Genomic DNA, 22,006 nt, shown 5'->3' on the forward strand with positions numbered 1-22,006 from the left:
TGGCCCGCGGTTCGCGCCTCGCCCGGCGGCCTTTTGACCTGCAACGCAGCGACCAAAGCAATTGATGACAGGCCCTAACAGCACGGCCAAGCTGGCGCCAGAAACCCAGAAACGACCAGGCCGCCCGGAGGCGGCCTGATCGCGTCCGTAGAGCGCTGGCTCAGAACGGGTTGATGCGCTTCTCGCGGGTGTAGGCGAGATAGCCGACGCTGGCCCCGGCCCGCAGGCCGACACCGGTACGGATCGGCGCCAGCGTGATGCCGTTGGCGCGCTGGTAGTTCAGGCCGACACCAGCCACCACGTACAGGCTGCCGTCGACGCCGGGGAAGCGCTGGAACAGGTCCTTGGTCCAGCGCAGGTCATAGACCAGCGTGAACACCTTCGAGGCGTTGCCGCCGATATCCCAACCGACCGACGGCCCCTGCCAGTACACCTTGGTCGAGCCGCCGCCCTTGTAGACCAGCTCGCCCTCGCCGTAGCGCAGGCCGACGACGAAGGCGCCGGAGCCCTCGTTGCCGATGATGTAGCCGACCGGGCGGCCGAGTTCCGAAAACGCCTTCTCGATCGCCTTGGCGAGCCCGCTGGTGGTGCCGCCGAAGAACTTCTGCGCGGCGGCCAGCGTTTCTTCCTGCGAATAGGTTTCCTGCGGCACGTCGCCGCCCGGCTGGCCGCCCTGAGCGACATCGGCAGCCGTGGGCTCGCCGGCCGAAGGGTCCTGCGCGCGCACCGGGCTGGGTGCACCCAGACCAACGGCCAGGCTCAGGCCCAGCACCAGCGCGCACAGCCAGACGGAGGATTTTTTCGACGTCATCGGGATCACCTTTGCGGGTCTTGTTCGGGGCGCGTCGCCGGTCCGGAAACAGACGCCGGGGCCGACCTGCTTCGTCGACCTTTCGGCATGACGCGGCCGCCAGAATAGCCCGGCCGCATGAACGCGGCCTGAAGGCGTCGGCCGCGCTCAGCCGTGCAGGCGGCCGCCGAGCTCGAGATCGGCGCGCCGGTAGAGATCGGCCAGCAGCCACAGCGGGCCGATCAGTAGGAACTGCACGTCCTTGAAGAACGACGGCTTCTTGCCCTCGACCTGGTGGCCAACGAACTGACCGATCCAGGCCAGCACGAAAATCGCCGCCATCACCGGCAGGTGCAGCGGCCCCAGCGCGGCGTGGCTGAACTCGACCAGCGCCAGCACCGCCAGCAGCAGCGGCGCGATGCCCAGCGTCAGCCGCCACGACAGCAGCAGGTAATAGACCAGCGCCAGCAGCGCCGCGACGGTTGCCGGGTTGAACAGCGCGTCGCCGACCGGAATCGCCCGCAGTCCGCCGAACACGGTGAACACGATGGGCGGCACGCACAGCCAGTGCAGCCGCTTGTTGACCGGGTGACGATGGCTTTCGTTGTACTCGGCCAGCCAGGTGTGGATCGATTTCATGCGCAGCATCAGTTGCCGAACCGGGACGGTTTCGGCGCAGGATAGGCGCGCGCGCCGAACCGGCAGATGGTAAATCCGGCCCGCCACCCCGCCGACTCGACGCCACGCCCCGATCGCCATGACCCGCGCTGAACCGCAAGCCGGCACTCCGGACCCCGTCGCCATCGACCCAGTCGATCAGCTGATCGGCCGGCTCTATCGCGGTGGCCTGGCCGTGCCGCCGGACGGCTTCCGTCGCTGGGCGCTCGGCGAGTTGCGCCAGCTGCTGGCGTTCGATGCCGCGATCTGGGGCACCGGTACCGCGCGGCAGATGAAGTTCCACACCTGCACGCTGCTGAACCTGCCGGCCGGCTTCCCGGAAGCGCTGGAGGCGAGCCAGTCGATCAATCCGATCGTCCCCGCGCTGCTGCGCCGGCTGGAAACGCCGGTCGACATGAAGAGCGTGCTGCCGGACCCGCAGTTCTACGGCTCCGAGCTGTACCGCCGGACCTTCGCGCCGCAGGGCATCGAGCGCATCCTGTCGACCGGCCACATCGATCCGGCCAGCGGCCTGTATTCGCTGGTCACGCTGTATCGCTTCGATCGCAGCCAGCCGTTCAGCGACAGCGATGCCGCGCGCGTCGGCCGGGTGATGTTCCACCTGTTCAACGCCGCCTCGCATGCGTTCTTCCTGCAGATGTCGCGCCGGCTTGCCGATCGGCCGGCAGCCAGCGCCGCCGCTGCGGTGGACGCCACCGGCGCCTTCCACGACGCCATGCCGCGCTTCTTCGACATGCTCGACCGCCACTTTCCCGACCGGCCGGCGCAGCAGCTGCCGTTCGCGCTGCCGGCCGATGGCGACACGGCGGTGGCCGGCGGCCTGTGCATCCGCTGCGAGCCGCTCGACGAACTGCGCTGCGTGCACATCTGGCCAGCCGGCCCGCTCGATCACCTGACCCGCCGCGAGCGCGATGTGGTCACCGCCATCGCCCACGGCCTGAGTTTCAAGCAGGCCGCCAAGCGCATCGGCATCGCGCCGTCGACGGTCGCCAACCACCTGTACCGGGTCTATCGCAAGCTCGGCGTCTACAGCCGCGCGGCGCTGGCCGAGCTGGTCTATCCGGAGGCCGGCGAGCCGGCCGGTAAAGAACGGCAAAGCTGATTCAGGCGGCCGGAAATTCAGTCCGGACAAGGCTTTGCTGCGTGCTACGCTGAATCCAGCCCTTTCCCCGCAGCGACTTCCCCCGCGATGCAAAACCTTGCCCCGGACGCCTTCAAGGCCCTGATCAACCGCCCCGGAACCGTGCTGCTCGATGTCCGCACACCGGAAGAAATCGACCTCGCCGCGCTGCCCGGCGCCGTCCATATTCCGCTCGGCGAACTGGGCCAGCGGATCGGCGAGCTAAACCCATCGGCGGCGATCGCCGTCCTATGCCACCACGGCGTGCGCAGCGAGATGGCCGGGCGCCTGCTGGAGCGCAACGGTTTTACCGATGTCGCGCATCTGATCGGTGGCATCGACGCCTGGTCACAGCGCGTCGATCCGACCGTTCCCCGCTACTAACGCCTTTCCCTGAAGGAAGATTCATGCGCCGTTCCATTGCCCGGGCCGCCCTTGCGTCCTGCTTCCTTGCACCGCTCACCGCGGTCGATGCCAACGACCTGCTCGACACCTATCGCAAGGCGCTCGATCAGGACACCACGCTGGCCGCCGCCCGGTTCGCCCGCGACGCCGCCATCGAAGCCCGGCCGCAGGCGCTGTCGGCCTTTCTTCCGCAGCTCAATGCCGGCGTCAACATCGCCCGCGCCCGGACCCGCGTCGAACAGCAGGACGTGCTGGTGCTCGACCCCAGCAACCCGCCGCCGACGCCGGACGACGGCGTGTCGACGTTCTGGAACACCGCCAACAGCTACCAGGTGACGCTGTCGCAGACCATCTGGAGCTTCGAGGCCTGGCGTCGACTGAAGCAGTCCGACGCCCAGGTGGCGCTGGCCGAAGCCAATTTCCGCAGCGCCCAGCAGGCGCTGATCCTGCGCGTGGCGCAGGCCTATTTCGGCGCGCTGTCGGCCAGTGATGCGGTACGCACCAATACTGCCGAGCGCGACGCCAACGAGCGCCAGCTGCTGCAGGCCAAGAAGCGCTTCGAAGTCGGTCTGGCGGCGATCACCGACGTGCAGGAAGCCCAGGCCGCCTATGACGGCAGCGTGGCGACCTTGATCGGCGCCGAGCGCACGCTGTCGAACGCCCGCCGCGCGCTGGCCGAGATCACCGGCGGCTACACGGAAACCGCCGAAGGGTTGATCGAGGAAATCCCGCTGGCCAGCCCCAATCCGGTTTCCGTCGACGACTGGCTGAAGGTCGCCCGGGACAGCAATTTCGATCTGCAGATCGCCGAGCTGAACACCGAGATCGCCCGCAAGGGTGTCGGCGTGGCCTACGCGCGCCACTACCCGACGCTGGGGCTGGACGGCAGCTACGGCGAGAACGACAACAGCTTCGTCCGCAATCCGAACACCACGCGCAGCCAGGTCGGCCTGACGCTCAACGTGCCGATCTTCAGCGGCGGGCTGACCCAGTCGCAGGTGCGCCAGGCAACGGCCACCCAGCAGCAGGCCGAAGCGCAGCTGGAAGGCTCGAAGCGCTCGATCGAGCGCCAGACCCGCGACGCCTACCAGGGCGTGATGTCCGGCATCGCCAGCGTCAAGGCCAACCTGCAGGCGGTGAAGTCGAACCAGACGGCGCTGGAATCCAGCCAGGTCGGCCTGCAGGTCGGCACCCGCACCGAGGTCGACGTGCTCAACACGCTGCGCAATCTCTACGTCGCGCAGCGCAGCTACTACCAGAGCCGCTACGACTACCTGATCAGCGTGCTGACCCTGAAACAGCAGGCCGGCCGGCTGACCGAGGCCGACCTCGCCGACATCGACCGCCTGCTGCTGGTCCCGGCGGCGAAGTAGCAGCGGCCCCTTGGCGGCCCAGCCGCGCTGACCGTTGCCGGCAGCGCGCGGCCCGCGTGCAACAATCCGGCGCATGCCCGAATCGCATGAACGGAGTGCCCCGATGAGCCGTGCCGCCGTCCCGCAGTTGAGCTTCCGCGCCGTCGTGCTGTCGGTGATCCTGGCGATGATCCTGGCGGCGGCGAACGCCTATCTCGGCCTGTTCGCCGGCCTCACCATCGCCACCGCGATTCCGGCCGCCGTGGTGTCGATGGCGGTGCTGCGGGTGCTCGGCGGCGGCACCATCCTCGAGAACAACATCGTGCAGACCGGAGCCTCGGCCGGCTCGTCGATCGCCGCCGGCGTGATCTTCACGATCCCCGCGCTGATCATCCTCGGCTACTGGCAGGACTTCCGGTATTCCTGGGTGCTGGCGATCGCCGGCCTCGGCGGCCTGCTCGGCGTGCTGTTCTCGGTGCCCTTGCGGCGCACGATGATCGTCGAGGAACCACTGGCCTTCCCGGAGGGCAAGGCAGCGGCCGAAGTGCTGAAGGCCGGCGAGAATCCCGGCGAAGGCGTGAAGACGCTGGCGGTGTCCGGCACCATCGGCGCATTCCTGAAGCTGGCGGCCGCCAGCGGCCTGAAGCTGATTCCCGATGCCGCGATCGGCGCCACCTTCATCGGCAAGTTCTTCGCGTTCATGGGGACCAACCTGTCGCCGGCGCTGCTGGGCGTCGGCTACATCGTCGGCCTGAATGTCGGCATCGTCGTGGTCGCCGGCAGCATCCTGAGCTGGCAGTTCGCGATCCCGATCTACCACGCGTTCTTCCTCGACACCGATCCGGCGCTGGCCGCGAAGATCGCCGGCGCCAGCGCCGAGGACCTCGGCTACGCGATCTGGTCGGCGAAGATCCGTTATCTGGGCGTCGGTGCGATGCTGATCGGCGGCATCTGGACGCTGTTCAGCTTGCGCAAGTCGCTGGCCTCGGGCATCAGGAGCGGGCTGGCCGCCGCGCGCAAGAACACCGCCGGCACGGTGATCGCCGAGACCGACCGCGACCTGCCAATGAAGTGGATGCTGGTGGCGCTGGTGCTGTTCACCATTCCGCTGGCGCTGCTGTACCAGGCCATCGTCAGCGACTGGCTGGTCAGCATCCCGATGACCGTGATCATGATCGTTGCCGGTTTCCTGTTCGTGTCGGTGTCCGGCTATCTCGCGGGACTGGTCGGTTCCTCGAACAACCCGGTGTCCGGCATCACCATCGCCACCATCCTGTTCGCCTCGCTGGTGCTGCTCCTGCTGCTTGGCAAGGACTCATCCATCGGTGCGGTGGCCGCGATCATGATCGGCGCGGTGGTCTGCTGCGCGGCCTCGGTCGGCGGCGACAACCTGCAGGACCTGAAGGCCGGCTATCTGGTCGGCGCCACGCCGTGGAAGCAGCAGCTGATGCTCGGCATCGGTGCCTTTTCCTGCGCACTGGTGATGGCGCCGGTGCTGAACCTGCTGGCCGCCGCCTACGGCATTGGCGCGCCGACGCCGGAGCATCCGAACGCGCTGGCCGCGCCGCAGGCCAACCTGATGGCCTCGGTCGCCAAGGGCATGTTCGGCGGCGAGCTGCCGTGGAACTTCATCGCCATCGGCGCGGTGATCGGCGCGGTGATCGGCGCGGTGATCATCGCGCTTGATGAGTTCCTCAAGGCGCGCGGCGCGCACTTCCGGGTGCCGGTGCTGGGTGCGGCGATCGGCATCTACCTGCCGCTGGAGCTGATGGTGCCGATCTTCCTCGGCAGCCTGGTGGCCCACTTCGTCGAGAGACAAGCCGGTGTCGCCGCCACCGACGAGGACGCCCGCGACCGCCTGCACCGCAACGGCACGCTGTTCTCCGCCGGCCTGATCACCGGCGAGGCGCTGATGGGCATCGTCATCGCCATTCCGATCGTGCTGTCTGGCCACGCCGACGTGCTGGCGGCGCCCGCCGCATTCCAGTTCGGCCCGTTCGCCGGGCTGGTGGTGCTGGCTGTGGTGGCCGGGCTGCTGTACCGCGCGGCGGTGCGCGGCAGCCGCGCCGGCTGAGGCGCCGCCGCCGGCTCAGACGGCCGGCGCGCGGGTCCAGCGCCGCATCGCCGGCACCAGCAGCAGCGACAGCAGCGCACAGCCGACGCCGAGCCACAGCAGCTGCTGGAACAGCGCCGCATAGGCGCCGGCAGCGACCGCGACGTCGACCGTCTCGCCCGGCAGCGGGTCGATCGCCGCCAGCTGGCCGAGACCGGCGGCGACCTGCTCGGAGAACGAGGTGCCGAGCCAGTAGGCGCCCATCATCACGCCGCCGACGGTGGGCACCGATAGCTCGGTGACCGCCGACAGGCCGACCGGATAGATCAGGAAGCTGCCGATCTCGATCAGCAGATTGGCCAGCACCAGCCACCAGACGCTGGCCAGCACCAGCCCGAGCGCCGGATCACCGACCTGCTGCGCGGCCAGCATCATCGGAATGAACGCCAGGCCGCCGAACAGCAGGCCGAGCGAGCCCTTCACGGCCAGGTGCGGATCACGGCCGCGACGCGCCAGCCACGGCCACAGCGCCGCGATGAACGGCGCCATCAGGTTGGAGACCAGCGGGCCGATGAATGTCAGCGAGCTGGCGGTCTGCGGCAGCACCACGACATCGCGGATCACCAGCACCACCATCAGCAGCGCCAGCGCGCCGATCGCCCGCCCCGGCCAGCGCGCGCCCGGCCTGGCCCGCAGCGCGGCGGCCACCACCAGCGGGCTCAGGATCAGCGGAATCGCCGACCACGGCAGCGGCAGGCCGTCGCGAATCACCAGCGACGGGAAGAAGTCCTTTTCCAGCATCCGGTCGGTGAACAGCACCCAGGAGCCGATGCCCTGCTCGTACAGCGCAAAGAACAGCAGGGTGATGACGATGAAGCAGACGCAGGCCAGCATCCGGCCGCGCTGCGCCGGCGTGCAGCGCGCCGTCAGGTACCAGGCCAGCCAGCCCAGCCACAGCGCGATCAGCCCCAGCTGCAGCCCGAGCACGGCGTGGCCGGCCTGCATCAGCAGGAACAGGATCGGCAGCAGCAGCAGCAGCGCGCCGAGGTAGATCGCCCATTCCAGGGTCAGCGGTCCGAAGACGCGCGCCTTCAGCCGTGCCTCGTCAGGGCTTTCGGCGTGGCCGAGCAGGTACTTCTGGCCGCTGATGAACACCGCCAGCCCGGCGACCATGCCGATGCCGGCGGCGCCGAAGCCGTAGCGCCAGCCGTAGGTTTCGCCGAGCACGCCGCAGATCACGCCGGCGAACAGCGAGCCGAAATTGATGCCGGCGCCGAACAGCGTGAAGCCGGCGTCGCGACGCGGATCGCGATCCGGATAGAGCTTGCCGACCAGATTCGAGATGTTCGGTTTCAGGAAGCCGACGCCGGCGGTGATCAGCGCCAGCGAGGCATAGAAGACGCTCAGCGCCAGCGTGTCGCGTTCCACCGCCGTGCCCACCACCCGCGCCGGCGCGCCCTCCACGCTCATGCCCAGATGGCCGAGCGCCAGCAGCACGCCGCCGAGCACCACCGAACGGCGCACGCCGAGCCAGCGATCGGCGATCAGGCCGCCGAGCATCGGCGTGGCATAGACCAGCCCGCCGTAGGCGCCGATCAGCGCCAGGCTCATCGAATCGGTGAAGCCGTGGTGTTTGATCAGGTACAGCGCCAGCAGCGCCTTCATGCCGTAGAACGAAAAGCGCTCCCACATCTCGGTGAAGAAACAGACCACCAGGCCTTTCGGGTGGCCGAACAGCTCGTCGGCGGGCGGCAGGACAGCGTCGGTGGCACGCATCGGCAGGGTGTTCCGGTCCGGAGTGATCGCAGTATGGCCGGCGGCTCAGCGCGGCAGGCGGGCCAGCCGGCAGGTGACGATGCCGGTCAGGATCAACACGCCGCCCAGCGCCTGATGGGCGCCGAAGCGCTCGTTCAGCAGCGCCCACGCGAACACGGCGGCGGCGACCGGCTGCACCAGCAGGGTCACCGACGCGAACGAAGCCGTGACATGGGCCTGCGCCCAGGCGATCAGGCCCTGCCCGCCGACGTGGACGACAACGCCCAGCGCCGCCAGCAGCAGCAAGTCACGCCAGCCGATCGGCGCGATCCGCTCGCCGAACGCGAGGCTCATCGGCAGCAGGGTCAGCATGCCGGCAAGGCTGGCCCAGAACATCACGTCGAGCGCGGTGTAGCGCCGCCGGCTGCGGCTGACCAGCAGCTGGTAGATCGCGTAGAACACCGCCGTGCCGATCGCCATCAGATCGCCGACTGCCGTTTCGTGGCTGATCGTGAAGCTGTCGGCCACCAGCCACGCGGCCCCGGCCAGCGCCAGGATCAGGCCGATCCAGAAGCGCGGCGGGTGACGGTCGCCGAAGCCGAAATGCAGGGTCAGCGCGATGAACACCGGCGACAGGTTGCTCATCAGGGTCGCGTTGGCCACCGAGGTCAGGTGGATCGAGCGATGCCACAGCGCCAGGTCCAGCGCGAAGGCGACGCCAGCCACCAGCATCAGGCCGATCGCGGCGCGATCCGGCGGCAGGTCCTGCTTCGGCTGCGCGGCACGCGCCAGCCACAGCACCGGCACGGCGACCGCCAGCCGCCAGAACGCGGCCGCCGTCGGGCCGACCTCGACCAGCCGGACGACGATCGCCGCAAAACCGATGAGCACCGCGCCGAGCACCAGCCCCGGCACGCCGAGCCGCGCCTGGGCAGCGGGCGTCACCGGACGGCCTCGGGGCAGCGGATGGCGATCGCAACAGGCATGGTCGGCGCAGGCATCGGGGCTGGCATCGGGGCGGACGGCGATTGTCGGGCCTCCGGCGCCGGCGACGCGAGCCGGGCAGAATCGGCGGCCCGGAAACGCAGCCGTGGCGGGACTTCCGGGGTCCTGAGGGAGCCTGCGACTGGGTATTCCCACAGCCCAGACCGGTCTCCGCGCCCCGGGAAATTGCTGTTATGCACAAGATGCGACCGCAGGCAGGACATCGCTCCGTCAAGCCCCGGCACCGCAGGGCGCGCCATCACCTCGTGCAGATGATTGAATTATTTATAAATAATCCGAACAGCAGCAGGATTTCCAGCGGTCTGCCCGGGCGCTGGCATTTTCGCTGCGCGCGTGTCTGGGGGATGTACACATCTTTATCCACAGCATGTCCGCCGCGATGGCCGCAGCGTTCCAGGCCGGCGCGATGAAGCAGGTCACGATCGCCGTGCCGGTGCCGCTGCGTCGGGTGTTCGACTACGCGGTGCCCGACGTGCTGGCCGGCACGCTGCAGCCAGGACAGCGGGTCCGGGTCCCGTTCGCGCGCCGCGAGCTGATCGGCGTGGTGGTCGGCCCGGTCCGCGACGAGCCGCCGCCGGAATACGAGATCAAGCCGGTCAGCACGCTGCTCGACACCCAGCCGCTGCTGTCGGAAGCCCTGCTGGCGCTGTGCCGATGGACGGCCGACTACTACCTGCACCCGCTCGGCGAAGTGATCGCCGCCGCCCTGCCCGGCCCGTTGCGCCGTGGCGAGCAGCCGGCGATCCGGCCGCCGGACGGCCTGCAGCTGACCGCCGCTGGCCGCGTCGCCTTGCCCGAGGTGCCGAACCGGTCGACCGCGATGCGCACGCTGCTGGCGCTGCTGGCCCCCGGCCCCTGCGCTGTCGCCACCGTCCGCAGCCAGCTGCCGGGCAGCGCCGCCGCCGTGAAACGGGCGCTCGACGCCGGCTGGGTCGAACGCTGCGCCGACGACGGCATCCCGCGCGCCCTGCAGCCGCCGCTGCCGCTGACCGCACCGCAGGCCGAGGTGCTGGCAGCGCTGGCCACCGGCATCGGCCGCTTCGGCGTCAGCCTGCTGGAAGGCGTGACCGGCAGCGGCAAGACCGAGCTGTACCTGCGGCTGACCGAAGCGGTGCTGGCTGCCGGCGGCCAGGTGCTGGTGCTGGCGCCGGAAATCGGCCTGACGCCGCAGCTGGCGGCGCGCTTCAAGGCGCGCTTCGGCGACGGTGTCGCCAGCTTCCATTCCGGCCTCGGCGAAGCCGAACGCGCGCGCCACTGGCTGGCGGCCGCCAGCGGCGTGGCGCGCATCGTGGTCGGCACCCGCTCGGCGGTGTTCGTGCCGATGCCGCGCCTGCAGCTGGTGATCGTCGACGAGGAGCACGACGGCTCCTACAAGCAGCAGGACGGCCTGCGCTACCACGCCCGCGATGTCGCCATCGTCCGCGCCCGCGATGCCGGCGCGGCGGTGGTGCTCGGCAGCGCCACGCCGTCGCTGGAAACGCTGCGCAACGCCCAGGACGGCCGCTACGTCCACCTGAAGCTCGACCGCCGCGTACACGACACGCCGCCGCCGCGCATCCACCTGCTCGATGTCCGCCACGCGGTGCTGGAGAACGGCCTGAGCCCGACCATCGTCGACGCCGTCGCACGCCATCTCGAACAGGGCCATCAGTCGCTGCTGTTCCTGAACCGCCGCGGCTACGCGCCGGTGCTGCTCTGCCACGACTGCGGCTACGTGATGCCGTGCCCGAACTGCGATGCGCGGCTGGTCGTCCATCGCGCCCGCAAGCGGCTGGCCTGCCACCACTGCGGCCATGTCGAGCCGCAGCCGCCGGCCTGCCCGGACTGCGGCGGCCGGCAGGTGCCGATCGGCCAGGGCACCGAGCGGATCGAGGACGCGCTGGCGCTGCGCTTCCCGGAAGCACGCATCGAGCGCGTCGATTCCGATCGTCTGAAGAGCGGTGCCGCGCTCGCCAAGCTGCTGGCCGACGTGCAGGCCGGTGACGTCGACGTGCTGGTCGGCACCCAAGTGCTGGCCAAGGGCCACGACTTCGCCGGCCTGCAGTTCGCCGGACTGGTCGACGTCGACCAGGCGCTGTTCGGCAGCGATTTCCGGGCGCTGGAGCGGATGGGCCAGCTGGTCACCCAGGTGGCCGGCCGCGTCGGCCGTGGCGGCGAGCCGGGTGAGGTGATCCTGCAGACCCACCACCCCGAGCACCCGCTGCTGAAGCTGCTGGTGACGCGCGGCTATCCGGCCTTCGCCGAAGCGCTGATGGCCGAGCGCCGGCAGTTCCTGCTGCCGCCGTTCGCCTATCTGGCGCTGCTGCGCGTGGAGGCGCGCAGCGAAAGCGAGGTGATGGCCTTCCTGCGCGAGGCGCGGGCGCTGCTGCCGGCAACGGCCGCGCTTGACGTGCTGGGCCCGGCACCGGCGACGATGGCCCGCCGTGCCGGCTTCCAGCGCGGCCAGCTGCTGATCCGCAGCGGTTCGCGGGCGGCGCTGCACCGCGAACTCGATGGCTGGCTGCCGGCGCTTGAACGGCTTGGCCAGCACAGCCGCCACCGCTGGTCGCTCGATGTCGACCCGGGCGACCTGTTCTGAACGCGCCCGCCGCTACAGCACGGTCCAGCCGAGCGCTTTGCGGGCGGCGCCGCGAAACACGTCGAGCAGCGCGTTCAGCACTTTTTCGGCCAGCTGCAAGGTGATGATCGCCACCGAGCGGATGCGCACCCGGGCGATGGTCTTCTGGTCTTCGAGATAGACGCGCGCATCGTCTTCGTTGAACTCGCCGCCGAGCTGCTTGCGGGCGATGAACTTGATGTCGGCGGTCAGGCCGTCGGCGACGTTCTGCAGGATGTCCTTCAGCGATTTCCAGGTGCTCGGGTCATCGAGCATCAGCCGCACGGCATCGAGCGCCTCCTTGCCGACCTGGGTGAAGTTGACGCCATTGATGGTGGTGGCCATGTGCGGGCTCCTGCGTGGGCGGCGGGGGAAGGAATCAGCGCGGCGACGACTGCTTCGCCAGTTCGGCACGCTGGATCGCCAGCACGATGCGGAACAGGCTGGCGCGCCGTGCTTCCCAGTTGGCGCGCTTCAGGATCAGGCTGCCGCGCGTCAGCGCCGGATCGGCGTGCTGCTCTTTCCAGCGGGTCAGCAGGCATTTGAGATCGACGTGGTTGCGTACCGTCAGGCTGCTGGCGCCCAGCTCGTTGAAGGTTTCGGTCAGCTCGGCGCAGACGCTCGGTATGGCGTTCTCGATCACCTGCTCGATCCGGCCCTGCAGCTTCTGGCCGGTGTCGCCGACCATGCCGCCGCCGGCCATCGCCCGCAGGATCATCAGGTCGGAACTGCGGATCAGCGCGTCGTAGCGCGCGGCGTAGTGGTTGAAATGCGCCTCCGAACGGCTGGCCGGGCGGATCGCCTCGCGCTCGGCATCGGTCCGCGGGCTGACCGCGACGCCGCTGTCGATCATCTCGGTGGCGCTGGCGTACAGCGCCTCGACGCCGGCCACCAGCGCCGGATCATGCGGCTGCACCAGGGTCGGCACGCAGGCCGACAGCGCCATCGCCAGCAGCAGCGCCAGCGCATAGGCAGCCAGGTGCCGTTGCCGGCGAGGTGCAGCAGCGGCAGCGGCAGCGGAAAGCGTCGACACGGCCATGTTCGGTGCCCTGGCGGAATGGGATCGGCGTTGATGATGCGGGGCCGGCAGCCGCATCGGCAACGGCGGCGCAGCAGCCGGCGATCGCACAAACGAAACGACCGGCGCAAGGCCGGTCGTTTCGTCGGCAGCCAGGCTGCCGTGCGCTGCGGACGTCTTACTGCGGCGGCGCGGAGATGCCGATCAGACGGCCGACCGCCACGCTGTTGGCCGTCGACATGATCGGCGTCAGCTTGCCGGTCAGCAGGTTGATGGTGTTCAGCGAGCCGCCGTTGACGCCGTTGCTGAGCGCCACGATGCCGAGGTTCGAATCGGTCACGCCGTCCACGGTCGTGCTCAGGATGTCGAACGCGGTCATCCCGCTGATGTCGACGCCGACCTGGCCGATCGCCGCCAGCGATCCGTTGTTCGGCGGCGTCACCACCACCAGCTGATTCAGGTTGGCATCGAGCGCGAACAGCGTGGTGCCAGTCGTGGCGACCAGATCGTTGTTGGTGTACGCCGCCGCGACGATGCCGCTCGCCACCGGGCCGACCGTGTTCAGCGGCGTGCCCGGCGGATAGTTCAGCGGCGCGTCGACCAGCGTGATGCCGGTGCCGACGTTGTGGCGCAGGTTCTGGCCGGTATCGCTGACGATGCGCAAGCGATCGGCAGCCGGATTGAAATCAGCCGTGAAGCGGCTGCCTTCCAGCGGCACCTGCAGGGTATGCAGGTAGGTCATCACGCCGGTGTTCTCGTTGATCCGGTAGATGCCGCCGGCGTTGCCAAGGCCGTACAGCGCGCCGTCCTGCGCGCGGTAGTCGATCGACGCCAGCACCGTATCGCCAGCGGTGAAGCCGGTCAGCCGCGCCCGCAGCGCGATCGACGGCGTAGTGGCGTCGTTGAAGACGATCAGCTGATTGCTGCTGGTGGCGCCGACCACGGTCAACGCCGAAGCGCTACCAATGACACCGAGGCTGAGGGCGGAAGCAAGCAGCAGGTTCCTGGCAATTGACATTTTCTTTATCTCCAGTGGATTCGCATGGGTCCTGAGCACGTCTTGCGGGGCTGTCTCGCACAGCGTCCGCGTTCAGGCATACGCGCCATCCCCCGATGACGGATGCAGCGGTCTCGCTAATTCGCGATGCCCGTCTCAATCGCGTGGCCACGCCAGACCCGCCGGTACAGCAGCGGCAGCACAAACAGCGTCAGCAAGGTCGAACTGACGATGCCGCCGATCACCACGGTCGCCAGCGGCCGCTGCACCTCGGCGCCGAGGCCGGTGTTGAGCGCCATCGGCAGGAAGCCGAGCGACGCCACCAGCGCCGTCATCAGCACCGGCCGCAGGCGCCGGCTGGCACCTTCGAGCAGCGCTTCGTCGAGCGCGCGACCGCCGTCGCGCAGACGGTCGATGACACTCAGCATCACCAGGCCGTTGAGAATCGCCACGCCGGACAGCGCGATGAAGCCGATGCCGGCGGTGATCGAGAACGGCAGGCCGCGCGCCAGCAGCGCCAGTACGCCGCCGGTCAGCGCCAGTGGCACGCCGCTGAACACCAGCAGCGCCGAGCGCAGGCTGCCGAACGCTAGCCACAGCAGCGCGACGATGCCGGCCAGGGTCAGCGGCGCGATCAGGGCCAGCCGCCGGTGCGCCGACACCAGTTGCTGGTAGGTGCCGCCGTAGTCGAGCCAGACGCCGGGCGGCAGGCGGATGTCGCGGGCCAGCACGGCACGCAGTTCGTCGACGAAGCCGGCCAGATCGCGGCCCTCGACGTTGGCGGTGACGATCACCCGGCGCTTGCCGTTGTCGCGGGAAATCTGGTTCGGGCCGCTGGCCAGCACCAGGGTCGCCACTTCGCCGAGCGGGATCGCACCGCCGCCGGGCAGCGGCACCGGCAGCCGTTCAAGACCGCGCAGGTCCTGGCGCGTGGCTTCGGCCAGGCGGATGACGATCGGGTGACGGCGATCGCCGTCGACCAGATGACCGGCCGGACGACCGGCCAGCGCATCGGCCACCACCGCCTGCAGGTCGGCCACGTTCAGGCCGTAGCGGTACAGCAGCGGCCGCTTCGCTTCGATGGTCAGCAGCGGCAGGCCGTCGGTCGCTTCCAGGCGCACGTCGACCGCGCCCGGCAGCCGGGCCAGCCGGGCCTCGACGCGGGCACCGAGCCGGGCCAGCGTGTCGAGGTCGTCGCCGTGGATCTTCACCGCCACCGCGCTCTTGATGCCGGACAGCAGTTCGTTGATCCGCAGCTGCACCGGCTGGGAGAACTCGGTGACGGTGCCCGGCAGGGTCGCGGCCGCCGCCTGCAGTTCGCGCACCAGCTGCGCTTTCGGCTTGTCGGGATCAGGCCACTGCGAACGCGGCTTCATCAGCACATAGGTTTCGCCTTCACCGGGGGCGGTAGGGTCGATCGCCGCCTCGGTGGTGCCCATGCCGGCGAACACGCGGCGCACTTCCGGCAGGCTGCCGAGCGTCTGGTCGAGCTGCTTCTCCAGCGCCAGGCCCTGGCTCAGGCTGGTGCCGGGGATGCGCCGGACCTCGATCAGCACATCGCCCTCGTCGAGCGACGGAATGAACTCCGCACCCAGCCGGGGCGCCAGGAACGCACTGCCGATCACTAACGCGAGCGCCGCCGCGAGCCACGGCAGCGGACGGTGCAGTGCCCGTTGCAGCAGCCGCGCATAGCCACGGCGCAGATGCAGGCTCAGACCGCGCTCGCGCGCCGGTCCGGCGTGCCGCAGCGCCAGCGCGATCGCCGCCGGCACGAAGCTCAGGCAGAACAGCATCGCCGCCGCCAGCGCCAGCATCACGGTGATCGCCATCGGCTGGAACAGCCGGGCTTCTGCACCTTCGAAGGCGAAGATCGGCAGGTACACCAGGGTGATGATGGCGACGCCGAACAGGCTCGGCCGGATCACTTCGCGGGCCGCCTCGTGGGCGATGCGGCGGCGCTCGGCGACCGCCAGCGGCGCGGCGGCAGCGGCCTGCGCCTCGGCCAGCCGGCGCGTGCAGTTCTCGACGATGATCACCGCGCCGTCGACGATCAGGCCGAAGTCCAGCGCGCCCAGCGACATCAGGTTGGCGCTGACGCCGAGCTGCACCATGCCGGTCACCGTCAGCAGCATCGCCAGCGGAATCACCGCAGCGGTGATCAGCGCCGCGCGCAGGTTGCCGAGCATCACGAACAGCACGGCGATCACCAGTGCCGCGCCCTCGAACAGGTTGGTGCGCACGGTGTCGATGGTCTGGTCGACCAGCGTGGCGCGGCTGTACAGCGCTTCGATGTGCACGCCGGCCGGCGCGCTGGCGCGGATCGCTTCCAGCCGCTGTTCGGCGGCACGGGCGACGCGGCGGCTGTTCTCGCCGATGCGCATGATCACCGTGCCGATCACCGCTTCGCGGCCGTCGATCAGCGCCGCACTGCTGCGCAGCGGCTCGCCCGGCCCGACCTCGGCGACATCGCCGATCCGCACCGGCACGCCATCGCGACGGCTGACCACCACGTCGGCGATGTCGCGCGCGGTCTTCAGCTGGCCCGGCACCCGGATCAGCACCTGCTCGCCGTTGCGCTCGACCTGTCCGGCGCCGACAGTGCCGTTGTTGCGCGCGATCGCCTCGGCCAGCTCCGCGAAGCCGAGGCCGTAGGCCAGCAGCCGGGCCGGCGACGGCGCCACCTGGAATTCCTGCGGGTAGCCGCCGGTGCTGTTGATCTCCGACACGCCGGGCACCTGCAGCAGCTGCGGGCGGATCGTCCAGTCCTGCAGGCCGCGCAGCGCAGCCAGATCCCAGGGTCTGCCATCCGGCTGCCGGGCGCCGTCGTCGGCGGTGATGGCGTACAGCACGATCTCGCCGAGGCCGGTAGCCACCGGGCCGAGCCTCGGCACGCTGCCGGCCGGCAGCTGCTCGCGCACCGCCTGCAGCCGCTCGGCGATCTGGCTGCGCGCGAAGTACAGGTCGGTGTCATCGGCGAACACTGCCGTCACCTGGCTCAGCCCGTAACGCGACTGCGAGCGCGTGTACTGCAGCCCCGGCAGCCCGGCCAGCGCCGTTTCCACCGGCAAGGTCAGGCTCGATTCCACTTCCAGCGGCGTGGCGCCGGCCGCCGTGGTGGTGACCTGCACCTGGGTGTTGGTCAGGTCCGGCACGGCGTCGATGTTCAGCCGGGTGAAGTTCCAGGCGCCGAGCGCTGCCGCCAGCAGCACCGCCAGCAGCACCTGCACGCGCCGCTCGATGGCCAGGCGCAGGGCCGCTTCGATCACGGCCGGGCCTCGGGGCCGTCGTCGTCCGCTGCGGCGTCGGGGTCGTCGTCGTCCTCGGCGAGGCCGGCCTTGCCGAGTTCGGCCTTGATCACGAAGCTGCCGGCGGCGACATACGCCTCGCCGGCCTGCAGGCCGTCGACGATCTCGATGCCCTCGTCATCGACGCGGCCGGTGCGGACCCGGCGCGCGGCATAGCCGCCGGCCACCGGCACGAACACGGTGTCGACGCCGTCGAGCCGCTGCAGCGCGCTGGCGGCGATCGCCACCGGCACCGGATCGCGGCCCAGCTCGACCGTGCCGTTGACGAACAGGCCCGGCGTCCACTGGCGCTCGCGATTGGCCAGCGTCACCCGGGCGGTCAGCGTCTGCGAGGCCGACTGGCCGAGCGCGCCGACCAGCTCGATCTCGCCGCTGCCGCGCAGCCGGCCGTCGACGCTGGCGATCTCGACGCGCTGGCCGCGCCGCACGCGGGCGACATCGGCCGGGAACAGGCTCAGCTCGATCCACACGGTCGACAGGTCGGTGATCGAGAACAGCACCTCGCTGCCGGCCTGCTCGCCGGGATCGGCCTCGCGGGCGGTGACGGTGCCGGACATCGGCGCCAGCACCGGATAGGTCTGCAGGCTTTCGTTGCTTTCGACGGTCGCCAGCACCTCGCCACGGCTGACCGGATCGCCGACCGCCTTGCTGACCGTCTTCACGTAGCCGGGGAAGCGCGCCACCACCTCGCGCACCCGCTCGGCATTCGGCCGCACCGTGCCGTACAGCGGCAAGCGCTCGCGCAGGGTCGCCGGGCCGGCCACGGCGGTGACGATGCCGACCCTGGCGCTGGCGGCGGCGCTGATCCGCGCCACCGGCTCGACGGTTTCGGTGTCTTCAGCGGCCGCTGGCGCAGCGGGCGGCGCGACCTCGCGCTGGCAGCCGACGCCGCCCAGCAGGCTCAGCAGCAGCGCGGTGGCGCGCATGGCGCGGCGGCAGGCATCGGTCATGGCGGTGGTGTTCCGGTGGCGGCGGAGGGCGGCAGCGGTTCGGGCAGGGCTTCGGCCAGCGCTTCGCCGGTCAGCCGCTCGATCTCGGCCAGCTGCAGGTGGTACTGCTCGGCCGCATCGATGTGCTGGCGCTCGACCACCAGCAGCTCGCGCTGCACGTCCACCCATTCGAGATAGCCGTAGCGGCCGCGCTGCCAGGCGTAACGCGCCTGGTCGAGCGCCTCGTGGGCACGCGGCAGGATCTCCCGCTCCAGCCCCTCGACTTCAGCGCGCGCCTGCGCCAGCTGCTGGTGCAACGCGAACAGTTCGGTGGACAGCCGCAGTGCCAGCGCGGCCTGGTCGGCATCAAGACGCTCGCGCTCGGTCCTTGCCGCGTCGATGTTGCCGCGATTGCGGTCGTTGACGGTCAGCGGCAGCTGCAGCGCGAACAGCAGGCCCTGGCTGTCGCTGTCCTGATTGCGGCGCAGGCCGGCTTCCACGGTCAGGTTCGGCACGCCCTGGGCGATGGCCAGCCGCAGCTCGGCCTCGCGCAGCCGCGCCGCGCTGACGAAGCGCGACAGGTCCGGATTGCGCGCCAGTTTCTCGCGCAGCCGCGCGTAGTCGTCGACCGCCGGCAGCCGGTACAGCGCCGCCGCGACCTCGCCGAACGCCGGTGCGGCATCGCCCCACAGCGCGGCGAGCCGCTGGCGATCACCGGCCAGCTGGCGCGCCACCTGCTGCTGGTCGAGCCGGGCGCGGGCCAGCTGGATGCCGGCGCGGCTGGCCTCGGCCAGCGGCGAACGGGCGGCGTCGACCCGCTTCTGCACCTCGTCGCGGGTTGCGGTGGCCAGGGCCACGGCCCGTTCGGCGAGCGCGCTGCGTTCCTGGTCGGCGGCGACGCGGATGAAACAGCGGGCGACCTCGGCGACCACGTCGAGCTGGCGGATCGCCCGGTCGGCCTCGATCAGCCGGCGCTGCTCGCTGGCCAGTTCGACACGGCGGCGACGCTTGTCGCCCAGTTCCAGCGCCTGGCTGATCGACAGCGAAAACTCGCTGCCGGTGAAGCCCCGGCTGGCCCCGGTGCCGGCGAAGTCCTCGGCCTGGGCGTTGAGCTGCGGATTGGGCCGGCGCGCGGCCTGCGCTGCCAGCGCGTCCTGGGCCTTGAAGTCCCAGGCGAAATTGCGCAGCTCCGGGTTGCCGGTCAGCGCCGCGTGCAGGGCCTGGCGCAGCGTCATCGCCGCCGGCGGCCCGGCGTCTGCGGCAACGGCCGGCAGCGCGGCGGCCAGCAGCAGCACGGCAATGTGCCGGGCTGCCCAGCGCCGCCAGCGGGGTGCGGCCGAAGCGGGTGCCGATGCCATCGCCGGCCATGCGGCCTGCCGCCGTCGGGTCATCGGATTGCCGCCCTCCTCGCGGGTCGGGCCGGTGGCGCGTCTGCGGGACGTCGACCCGGCCTGCTGGATGTCCGCCGATTGTAGGCCGCCGCCGGTCAGCGGCGTTCGACCTCGACCACCGACACCGCCGGCGCGTCGTTGCCCCATTCGCTGCGGATGTAGGTCAGCACGGCGGCGATGTCGGCCCGCGACAGGGCCTGGCTGAACGGCGGCATGCCGTACGGATACGGGTTGCCGTCGGTCGATGGCGGGAAGCCGCCGTCGAGCGTCAGCCGCAGCGCATTGGTCGCCGACACGGCGGTGACCAGCCGGCTGCCGGCCAGCGCCGGATACTGGCGCGGCTGGCCTTCGCCGTCGTCGCCGTGGCATTCGGCGCAGTGTTCGCCGTAGATCGTGGCGCCGCGCTTGCGCAGCGCCGCGCGCTCGTCATCCGACACCCGGGGCACGCGCGGCGCGGCCGGCGGCTCGGCCTTCGGCAGGCGGCGCAGGTAGCTGACGATCGCGGCGAGGTCGTCGTCGCGCAGGTATTGCAGGCTGTTGAACACCACCTCGGCCATCGGCCCGGCGACCGCTGCGCGGGAATGCACGCCGGTCTTCAGCAGCGCGGCCAGCTCCTGGCCTTCGGGATCGTGCGGGTCATCGCCGAGGCCTGCCAGCGGCAGCGCGTCCCAGCTCAAGCCGGCGATCTCGCCGCCCATGTAGCGGCTGGCAGCGATCGGCCCGCCCCGGTCGTCGCGCGGCGTGTGGCAAGCGCCGCAGTGGCCCAGGCCTTCGACCAGGTACTGGCCGCGATCCATCGCCGCGATCGCGGCATCGGTGGCCGGCTTGAAGTAAAGCGCACGCCAGACCCGGGTCGCCAGCTGCAGCTCGTAGGGTGAGCGCAGCGTCGCTTCCGGCTGCGCCCGGTCGACCGGCGGCAGCGCCCGCAGCCACGCGAAGATGGCGTCGGAATCGGCGCGCGTCAGGTTCGTGTAGCTGGTGTACGGAAACACCGGCGACAGCCAGCGGTCGTCCTTCGAGCGACCGTGGCGCATCGCGCGGTAGAAGTCGGCGTCGGTCCAGCGGCCAAGGCCGGTTTCGTCGTGCGGCGTCAGATTGCTGGAATAGACGGCGCCGAACGGCGTGTCGATCGCCCGGCCACCGGCGAACGGCGGACCGCCCTGCGCGGTGTGGCAGCCGGCGCAGTTGCCGACCCGCACCAGGTATTCGCCGGCGCGCACCTGTTCGGTGGTCGCCGAGGCCAGGTTCGCCGGCGCGATCGGGTCGAGATCCAGATCCGGGGCATTCAGCCAGACCGAGAACAGGAAGGCGGCCAGGATCGCGCCACCCATCACCACGAAGCGGCGCAGATTCATGGCAGCACCCCGCCGCAGTCGAGCGGCAGGCGGTCATGCGGCAGGCGATCGGCCGGCTGCGCATCCTCCGGATAGGGCTGGCTGGCCAGCCAGGCGCTGATCGCGGTGATTTCGGCGGCCGTCAGGCTGCGCGCGATCTTGCCCATGCAGTCCGGTGCACTGGCCTGCCGCTGGCCCTGCTTCCAGGCGCTGATCTGGGCATCCAGATAGCGCGTCGGCAGGCCGCGCAGGCCAGGGATCGACGGCTGCACACCGGTCAGCTGCTCGCCGTGGCAGTCCTGGCAGGGCGGGATGTTGCGGCTGGAATCGCCGGCCACGGTCAGCCGTTCGCCGATCGCCAGCTGCTCGGCGGTGGCGCCTTCGAAGGCCGGCTGCTTCGCATGCGGCTGGGCGGCGTAATACGTGGCGATCGCGCCGAGGTAACGGTCGGACAGCACGCCGAGCATCGAGGCCATCACCCGGTGCTGGCGGCGGCCATCGCGGAAGCTGACCAGCTGGTTGTACAGATAGCGGGCCGGCTTGCCGGCGATCGACGGGTAATAGGTGTCGCCAACGGTGCGGCCTTCGTCGCCGTGGCAGGCGGCGCAGGCCTTCAGGCGCTCGGCCATCTCGGCCGGCGGCGGCACCTCGTCGGCCATCAGCGGCGGGGCGACGGACAGGCCGAGCAGCAGGAAGGCCGTGGCGGCGGCGAGCCGGCGGGTGGCGAAACGGGGGCGGCGGTCGGGACAGCGCATCAGCGGGACGGGCGTCAGGTGCGGGCGGGCCGCCATGGTGCAGCATCGCGCCGGCCATCGGTATCGGCAGTTGCCGCCTGCGGATGCAGGACAGGTGCAGGGCCGATGGCCGGGATCGGGCAAGCCCGGCCCCGCGCGGCTGTCCTCGATTTCTGCAGCCGATCTGGTGCTTGGCGCAGCGCCCTCGGCGGCGGAACCTGCAGGCCTACCCCCGCAGGAGCGCGTTCCATGTCCAGCCCCGCCCGCGACACCCCGCCCCGTGGCCTCAGCCTGCTGCAGGTGATGCAGAGCGTGGCCTGGTCGTTCTTCGGCGTGCAGAGCCACCGCAACCGGCTGCGCGATTTCACGCTCGGCAGGCCGCTGCAGTTCGTGATCGTCGGCTGCCTGCTGACCGGCGTCGTCGTCGCGCTGTTCATCGCCGCGGCCCAGCTGGCGCTGCGCTTTCTCTAGGGCCTGTCATCAATTGCTTTGCTCGTTGCGGCGGAGGTCGTTTTTGCCCAGTGCAACGAACGAGGAGCGGCCA

Annotated in this window: 18 protein-coding genes; 6 read left to right on the forward strand and 12 right to left on the reverse strand. The window is 70.5% G+C overall.

The genetic code is table 11. From position 1 onward, the window contains the following. Positions 1 to 160 precede the first annotated feature (160 nt). Positions 161 to 811 (reverse strand): DUF1134 domain-containing protein, encoded by a 651-nt coding sequence (locus tag ACTIGJ_RS19135; protein WP_439641923.1) that lies wholly within the window; start codon positions 809 to 811, stop codon positions 161 to 163. A gap of 147 nt (positions 812 to 958) precedes the next feature. Continuing rightward, positions 959 to 1,429, reverse strand: coding sequence for a DUF962 domain-containing protein (locus tag ACTIGJ_RS19140; protein ID WP_439641924.1), 471 nt, complete (start codon positions 1,427 to 1,429; stop codon positions 959 to 961). 118 nt (positions 1,430 to 1,547) lie between these two features. Here ACTIGJ_RS19140 and ACTIGJ_RS19145 point away from each other — a divergent pair, with 118 nt between their 5' ends. The 4 genes from ACTIGJ_RS19145 to ACTIGJ_RS19160 all read left to right on the forward strand — a co-directional run bounded on the left by ACTIGJ_RS19145 (position 1,548) and on the right by ACTIGJ_RS19160 (position 6,419). Further along, on the forward strand, positions 1,548 to 2,570 hold the full coding sequence (locus ACTIGJ_RS19145) for a response regulator transcription factor (RefSeq protein WP_439641925.1): 1,023 nt from the start codon (positions 1,548 to 1,550) through the stop codon (positions 2,568 to 2,570). An 87-nt stretch (positions 2,571 to 2,657) separates the two neighbouring features. Then, entirely contained in the window at positions 2,658 to 2,972 is a 315-nt protein-coding gene (locus tag ACTIGJ_RS19150) for a rhodanese-like domain-containing protein (protein WP_439641926.1), read from the forward strand. Positions 2,973 to 2,995: 23 nt separating this feature from the next. After that, a complete protein-coding gene (locus ACTIGJ_RS19155; protein ID WP_439641927.1) occupies positions 2,996 to 4,366 on the forward strand; it encodes a TolC family outer membrane protein in 1,371 nt (456 codons plus the stop codon). Between the two features lie 103 nt (positions 4,367 to 4,469). Beyond that, positions 4,470 to 6,419 (forward strand): OPT family oligopeptide transporter, encoded by a 1,950-nt coding sequence (locus ACTIGJ_RS19160; RefSeq protein ID WP_439641928.1) that lies wholly within the window; start codon positions 4,470 to 4,472, stop codon positions 6,417 to 6,419. Positions 6,420 to 6,434: 15 nt separating this feature from the next. Here the strand turns inward: ACTIGJ_RS19160 and ACTIGJ_RS19165 are convergent, their stop codons facing one another. Both ACTIGJ_RS19165 and ACTIGJ_RS19170 read right to left on the reverse strand, forming a co-directional pair. After that, positions 6,435 to 8,174 carry a peptide MFS transporter gene (locus tag ACTIGJ_RS19165; protein WP_439641929.1) on the reverse strand — a complete coding sequence of 580 codons (1,740 nt, stop codon included), beginning with the start codon at positions 8,172 to 8,174 and terminating at the stop codon, positions 6,435 to 6,437. 45 nt (positions 8,175 to 8,219) lie between these two features. Then, positions 8,220 to 9,098: a DMT family transporter gene (locus tag ACTIGJ_RS19170; RefSeq protein ID WP_439641930.1), complete on the reverse strand. Its 879-nt coding sequence runs from the start codon at positions 9,096 to 9,098 to the stop codon at positions 8,220 to 8,222. A 427-nt stretch (positions 9,099 to 9,525) separates the two neighbouring features. Here ACTIGJ_RS19170 and ACTIGJ_RS19175 point away from each other — a divergent pair, with 427 nt between their 5' ends. After that, positions 9,526 to 11,736, forward strand: a complete 2,211-nt coding sequence (locus tag ACTIGJ_RS19175; RefSeq protein ID WP_439641931.1) for a primosomal protein N' — start codon at positions 9,526 to 9,528, stop codon at positions 11,734 to 11,736. 12 nt (positions 11,737 to 11,748) lie between these two features. On the opposite strand, the gene ACTIGJ_RS19180 is transcribed toward ACTIGJ_RS19175, so the two are convergent. The 8 genes from ACTIGJ_RS19180 to ACTIGJ_RS19215 all read right to left on the reverse strand — a co-directional run bounded on the left by ACTIGJ_RS19180 (position 11,749) and on the right by ACTIGJ_RS19215 (position 21,483). Next, positions 11,749 to 12,099 (reverse strand): hypothetical protein, encoded by a 351-nt coding sequence (locus ACTIGJ_RS19180; protein WP_439641932.1) that lies wholly within the window; start codon positions 12,097 to 12,099, stop codon positions 11,749 to 11,751. A gap of 34 nt (positions 12,100 to 12,133) precedes the next feature. Continuing rightward, complete coding sequence (locus tag ACTIGJ_RS19185) at positions 12,134 to 12,787, reverse strand: hypothetical protein (RefSeq protein WP_439641933.1); 654 nt, start codon at positions 12,785 to 12,787, stop codon at positions 12,134 to 12,136. A 163-nt stretch (positions 12,788 to 12,950) separates the two neighbouring features. Continuing rightward, positions 12,951 to 13,790, reverse strand: a complete 840-nt coding sequence (locus tag ACTIGJ_RS19190) for a DUF4394 domain-containing protein (protein WP_439641934.1) — start codon at positions 13,788 to 13,790, stop codon at positions 12,951 to 12,953. 116 nt (positions 13,791 to 13,906) lie between these two features. Then, a complete protein-coding gene (locus ACTIGJ_RS19195) occupies positions 13,907 to 17,035 on the reverse strand; it encodes an efflux RND transporter permease subunit (RefSeq protein ID WP_439641935.1) in 3,129 nt (1,042 codons plus the stop codon). Then, a complete protein-coding gene (locus ACTIGJ_RS19200; RefSeq protein WP_439641936.1) occupies positions 17,032 to 18,024 on the reverse strand; it encodes an efflux RND transporter periplasmic adaptor subunit in 993 nt (330 codons plus the stop codon). Before ACTIGJ_RS19200 ends, ACTIGJ_RS19195 begins: the two co-directional genes overlap by 4 nt. Continuing rightward, on the reverse strand, positions 18,021 to 19,394 hold the full coding sequence (locus ACTIGJ_RS19205; RefSeq protein WP_439641937.1) for a TolC family protein: 1,374 nt from the start codon (positions 19,392 to 19,394) through the stop codon (positions 18,021 to 18,023). Before ACTIGJ_RS19205 ends, ACTIGJ_RS19200 begins: the two co-directional genes overlap by 4 nt. A gap of 95 nt (positions 19,395 to 19,489) precedes the next feature. Then, entirely contained in the window at positions 19,490 to 20,749 is a 1,260-nt protein-coding gene (locus ACTIGJ_RS19210; protein WP_439641938.1) for a c-type cytochrome, read from the reverse strand. After that, entirely contained in the window at positions 20,746 to 21,483 is a 738-nt protein-coding gene (locus ACTIGJ_RS19215; RefSeq protein ID WP_439641939.1) for a cytochrome c4, read from the reverse strand. The genes ACTIGJ_RS19210 and ACTIGJ_RS19215 overlap by 4 nt, the downstream gene beginning before the upstream one ends. A gap of 228 nt (positions 21,484 to 21,711) precedes the next feature. On the opposite strand from ACTIGJ_RS19215, the gene ACTIGJ_RS19220 reads away from it, so the two are divergent. Further along, positions 21,712 to 21,933, forward strand: a complete 222-nt coding sequence (locus ACTIGJ_RS19220; RefSeq protein ID WP_439641940.1) for a DUF2970 domain-containing protein — start codon at positions 21,712 to 21,714, stop codon at positions 21,931 to 21,933. Positions 21,934 to 22,006 lie beyond the last annotated feature (73 nt).

The organism is Nevskia sp., from assembly GCF_051860985.1.
Taxonomy (GTDB): Bacteria; Pseudomonadota; Gammaproteobacteria; order Nevskiales; family Nevskiaceae; genus Nevskia.

What these genes read in the sequence shown, in the direction of transcription:
- ACTIGJ_RS19135 (WP_439641923.1), bottom strand. Translation starts at nt 811, where the DNA reads ATGACGTCGAAAAAATCCTCCGTCTGGCTGTGCGCGCTGGTGCTGGGC.
- ACTIGJ_RS19140 (WP_439641924.1), bottom strand. Translation starts at nt 1,429, where the DNA reads ATGAAATCGATCCACACCTGGCTGGCCGAGTACAACGAAAGCCATCGT.
- ACTIGJ_RS19145 (WP_439641925.1), top strand. Translation starts at nt 1,548, where the DNA reads ATGACCCGCGCTGAACCGCAAGCCGGCACTCCGGACCCCGTCGCCATC.
- ACTIGJ_RS19150 (WP_439641926.1), top strand. Translation starts at nt 2,658, where the DNA reads ATGCAAAACCTTGCCCCGGACGCCTTCAAGGCCCTGATCAACCGCCCC.
- ACTIGJ_RS19155 (WP_439641927.1), top strand. Translation starts at nt 2,996, where the DNA reads ATGCGCCGTTCCATTGCCCGGGCCGCCCTTGCGTCCTGCTTCCTTGCA.
- ACTIGJ_RS19160 (WP_439641928.1), top strand. Translation starts at nt 4,470, where the DNA reads ATGAGCCGTGCCGCCGTCCCGCAGTTGAGCTTCCGCGCCGTCGTGCTG.
- ACTIGJ_RS19165 (WP_439641929.1), bottom strand. Translation starts at nt 8,174, where the DNA reads ATGCGTGCCACCGACGCTGTCCTGCCGCCCGCCGACGAGCTGTTCGGC.
- ACTIGJ_RS19175 (WP_439641931.1), top strand. Translation starts at nt 9,526, where the DNA reads ATGTCCGCCGCGATGGCCGCAGCGTTCCAGGCCGGCGCGATGAAGCAG.
- ACTIGJ_RS19180 (WP_439641932.1), bottom strand. Translation starts at nt 12,099, where the DNA reads ATGGCCACCACCATCAATGGCGTCAACTTCACCCAGGTCGGCAAGGAG.
- ACTIGJ_RS19190 (WP_439641934.1), bottom strand. Translation starts at nt 13,790, where the DNA reads ATGTCAATTGCCAGGAACCTGCTGCTTGCTTCCGCCCTCAGCCTCGGT.
- ACTIGJ_RS19200 (WP_439641936.1), bottom strand. Translation starts at nt 18,024, where the DNA reads ATGACCGATGCCTGCCGCCGCGCCATGCGCGCCACCGCGCTGCTGCTG.
- ACTIGJ_RS19205 (WP_439641937.1), bottom strand. Translation starts at nt 19,394, where the DNA reads ATGACCCGACGGCGGCAGGCCGCATGGCCGGCGATGGCATCGGCACCC.
- ACTIGJ_RS19210 (WP_439641938.1), bottom strand. Translation starts at nt 20,749, where the DNA reads ATGAATCTGCGCCGCTTCGTGGTGATGGGTGGCGCGATCCTGGCCGCC.
- ACTIGJ_RS19215 (WP_439641939.1), bottom strand. Translation starts at nt 21,483, where the DNA reads ATGCGCTGTCCCGACCGCCGCCCCCGTTTCGCCACCCGCCGGCTCGCC.
- ACTIGJ_RS19220 (WP_439641940.1), top strand. Translation starts at nt 21,712, where the DNA reads ATGTCCAGCCCCGCCCGCGACACCCCGCCCCGTGGCCTCAGCCTGCTG.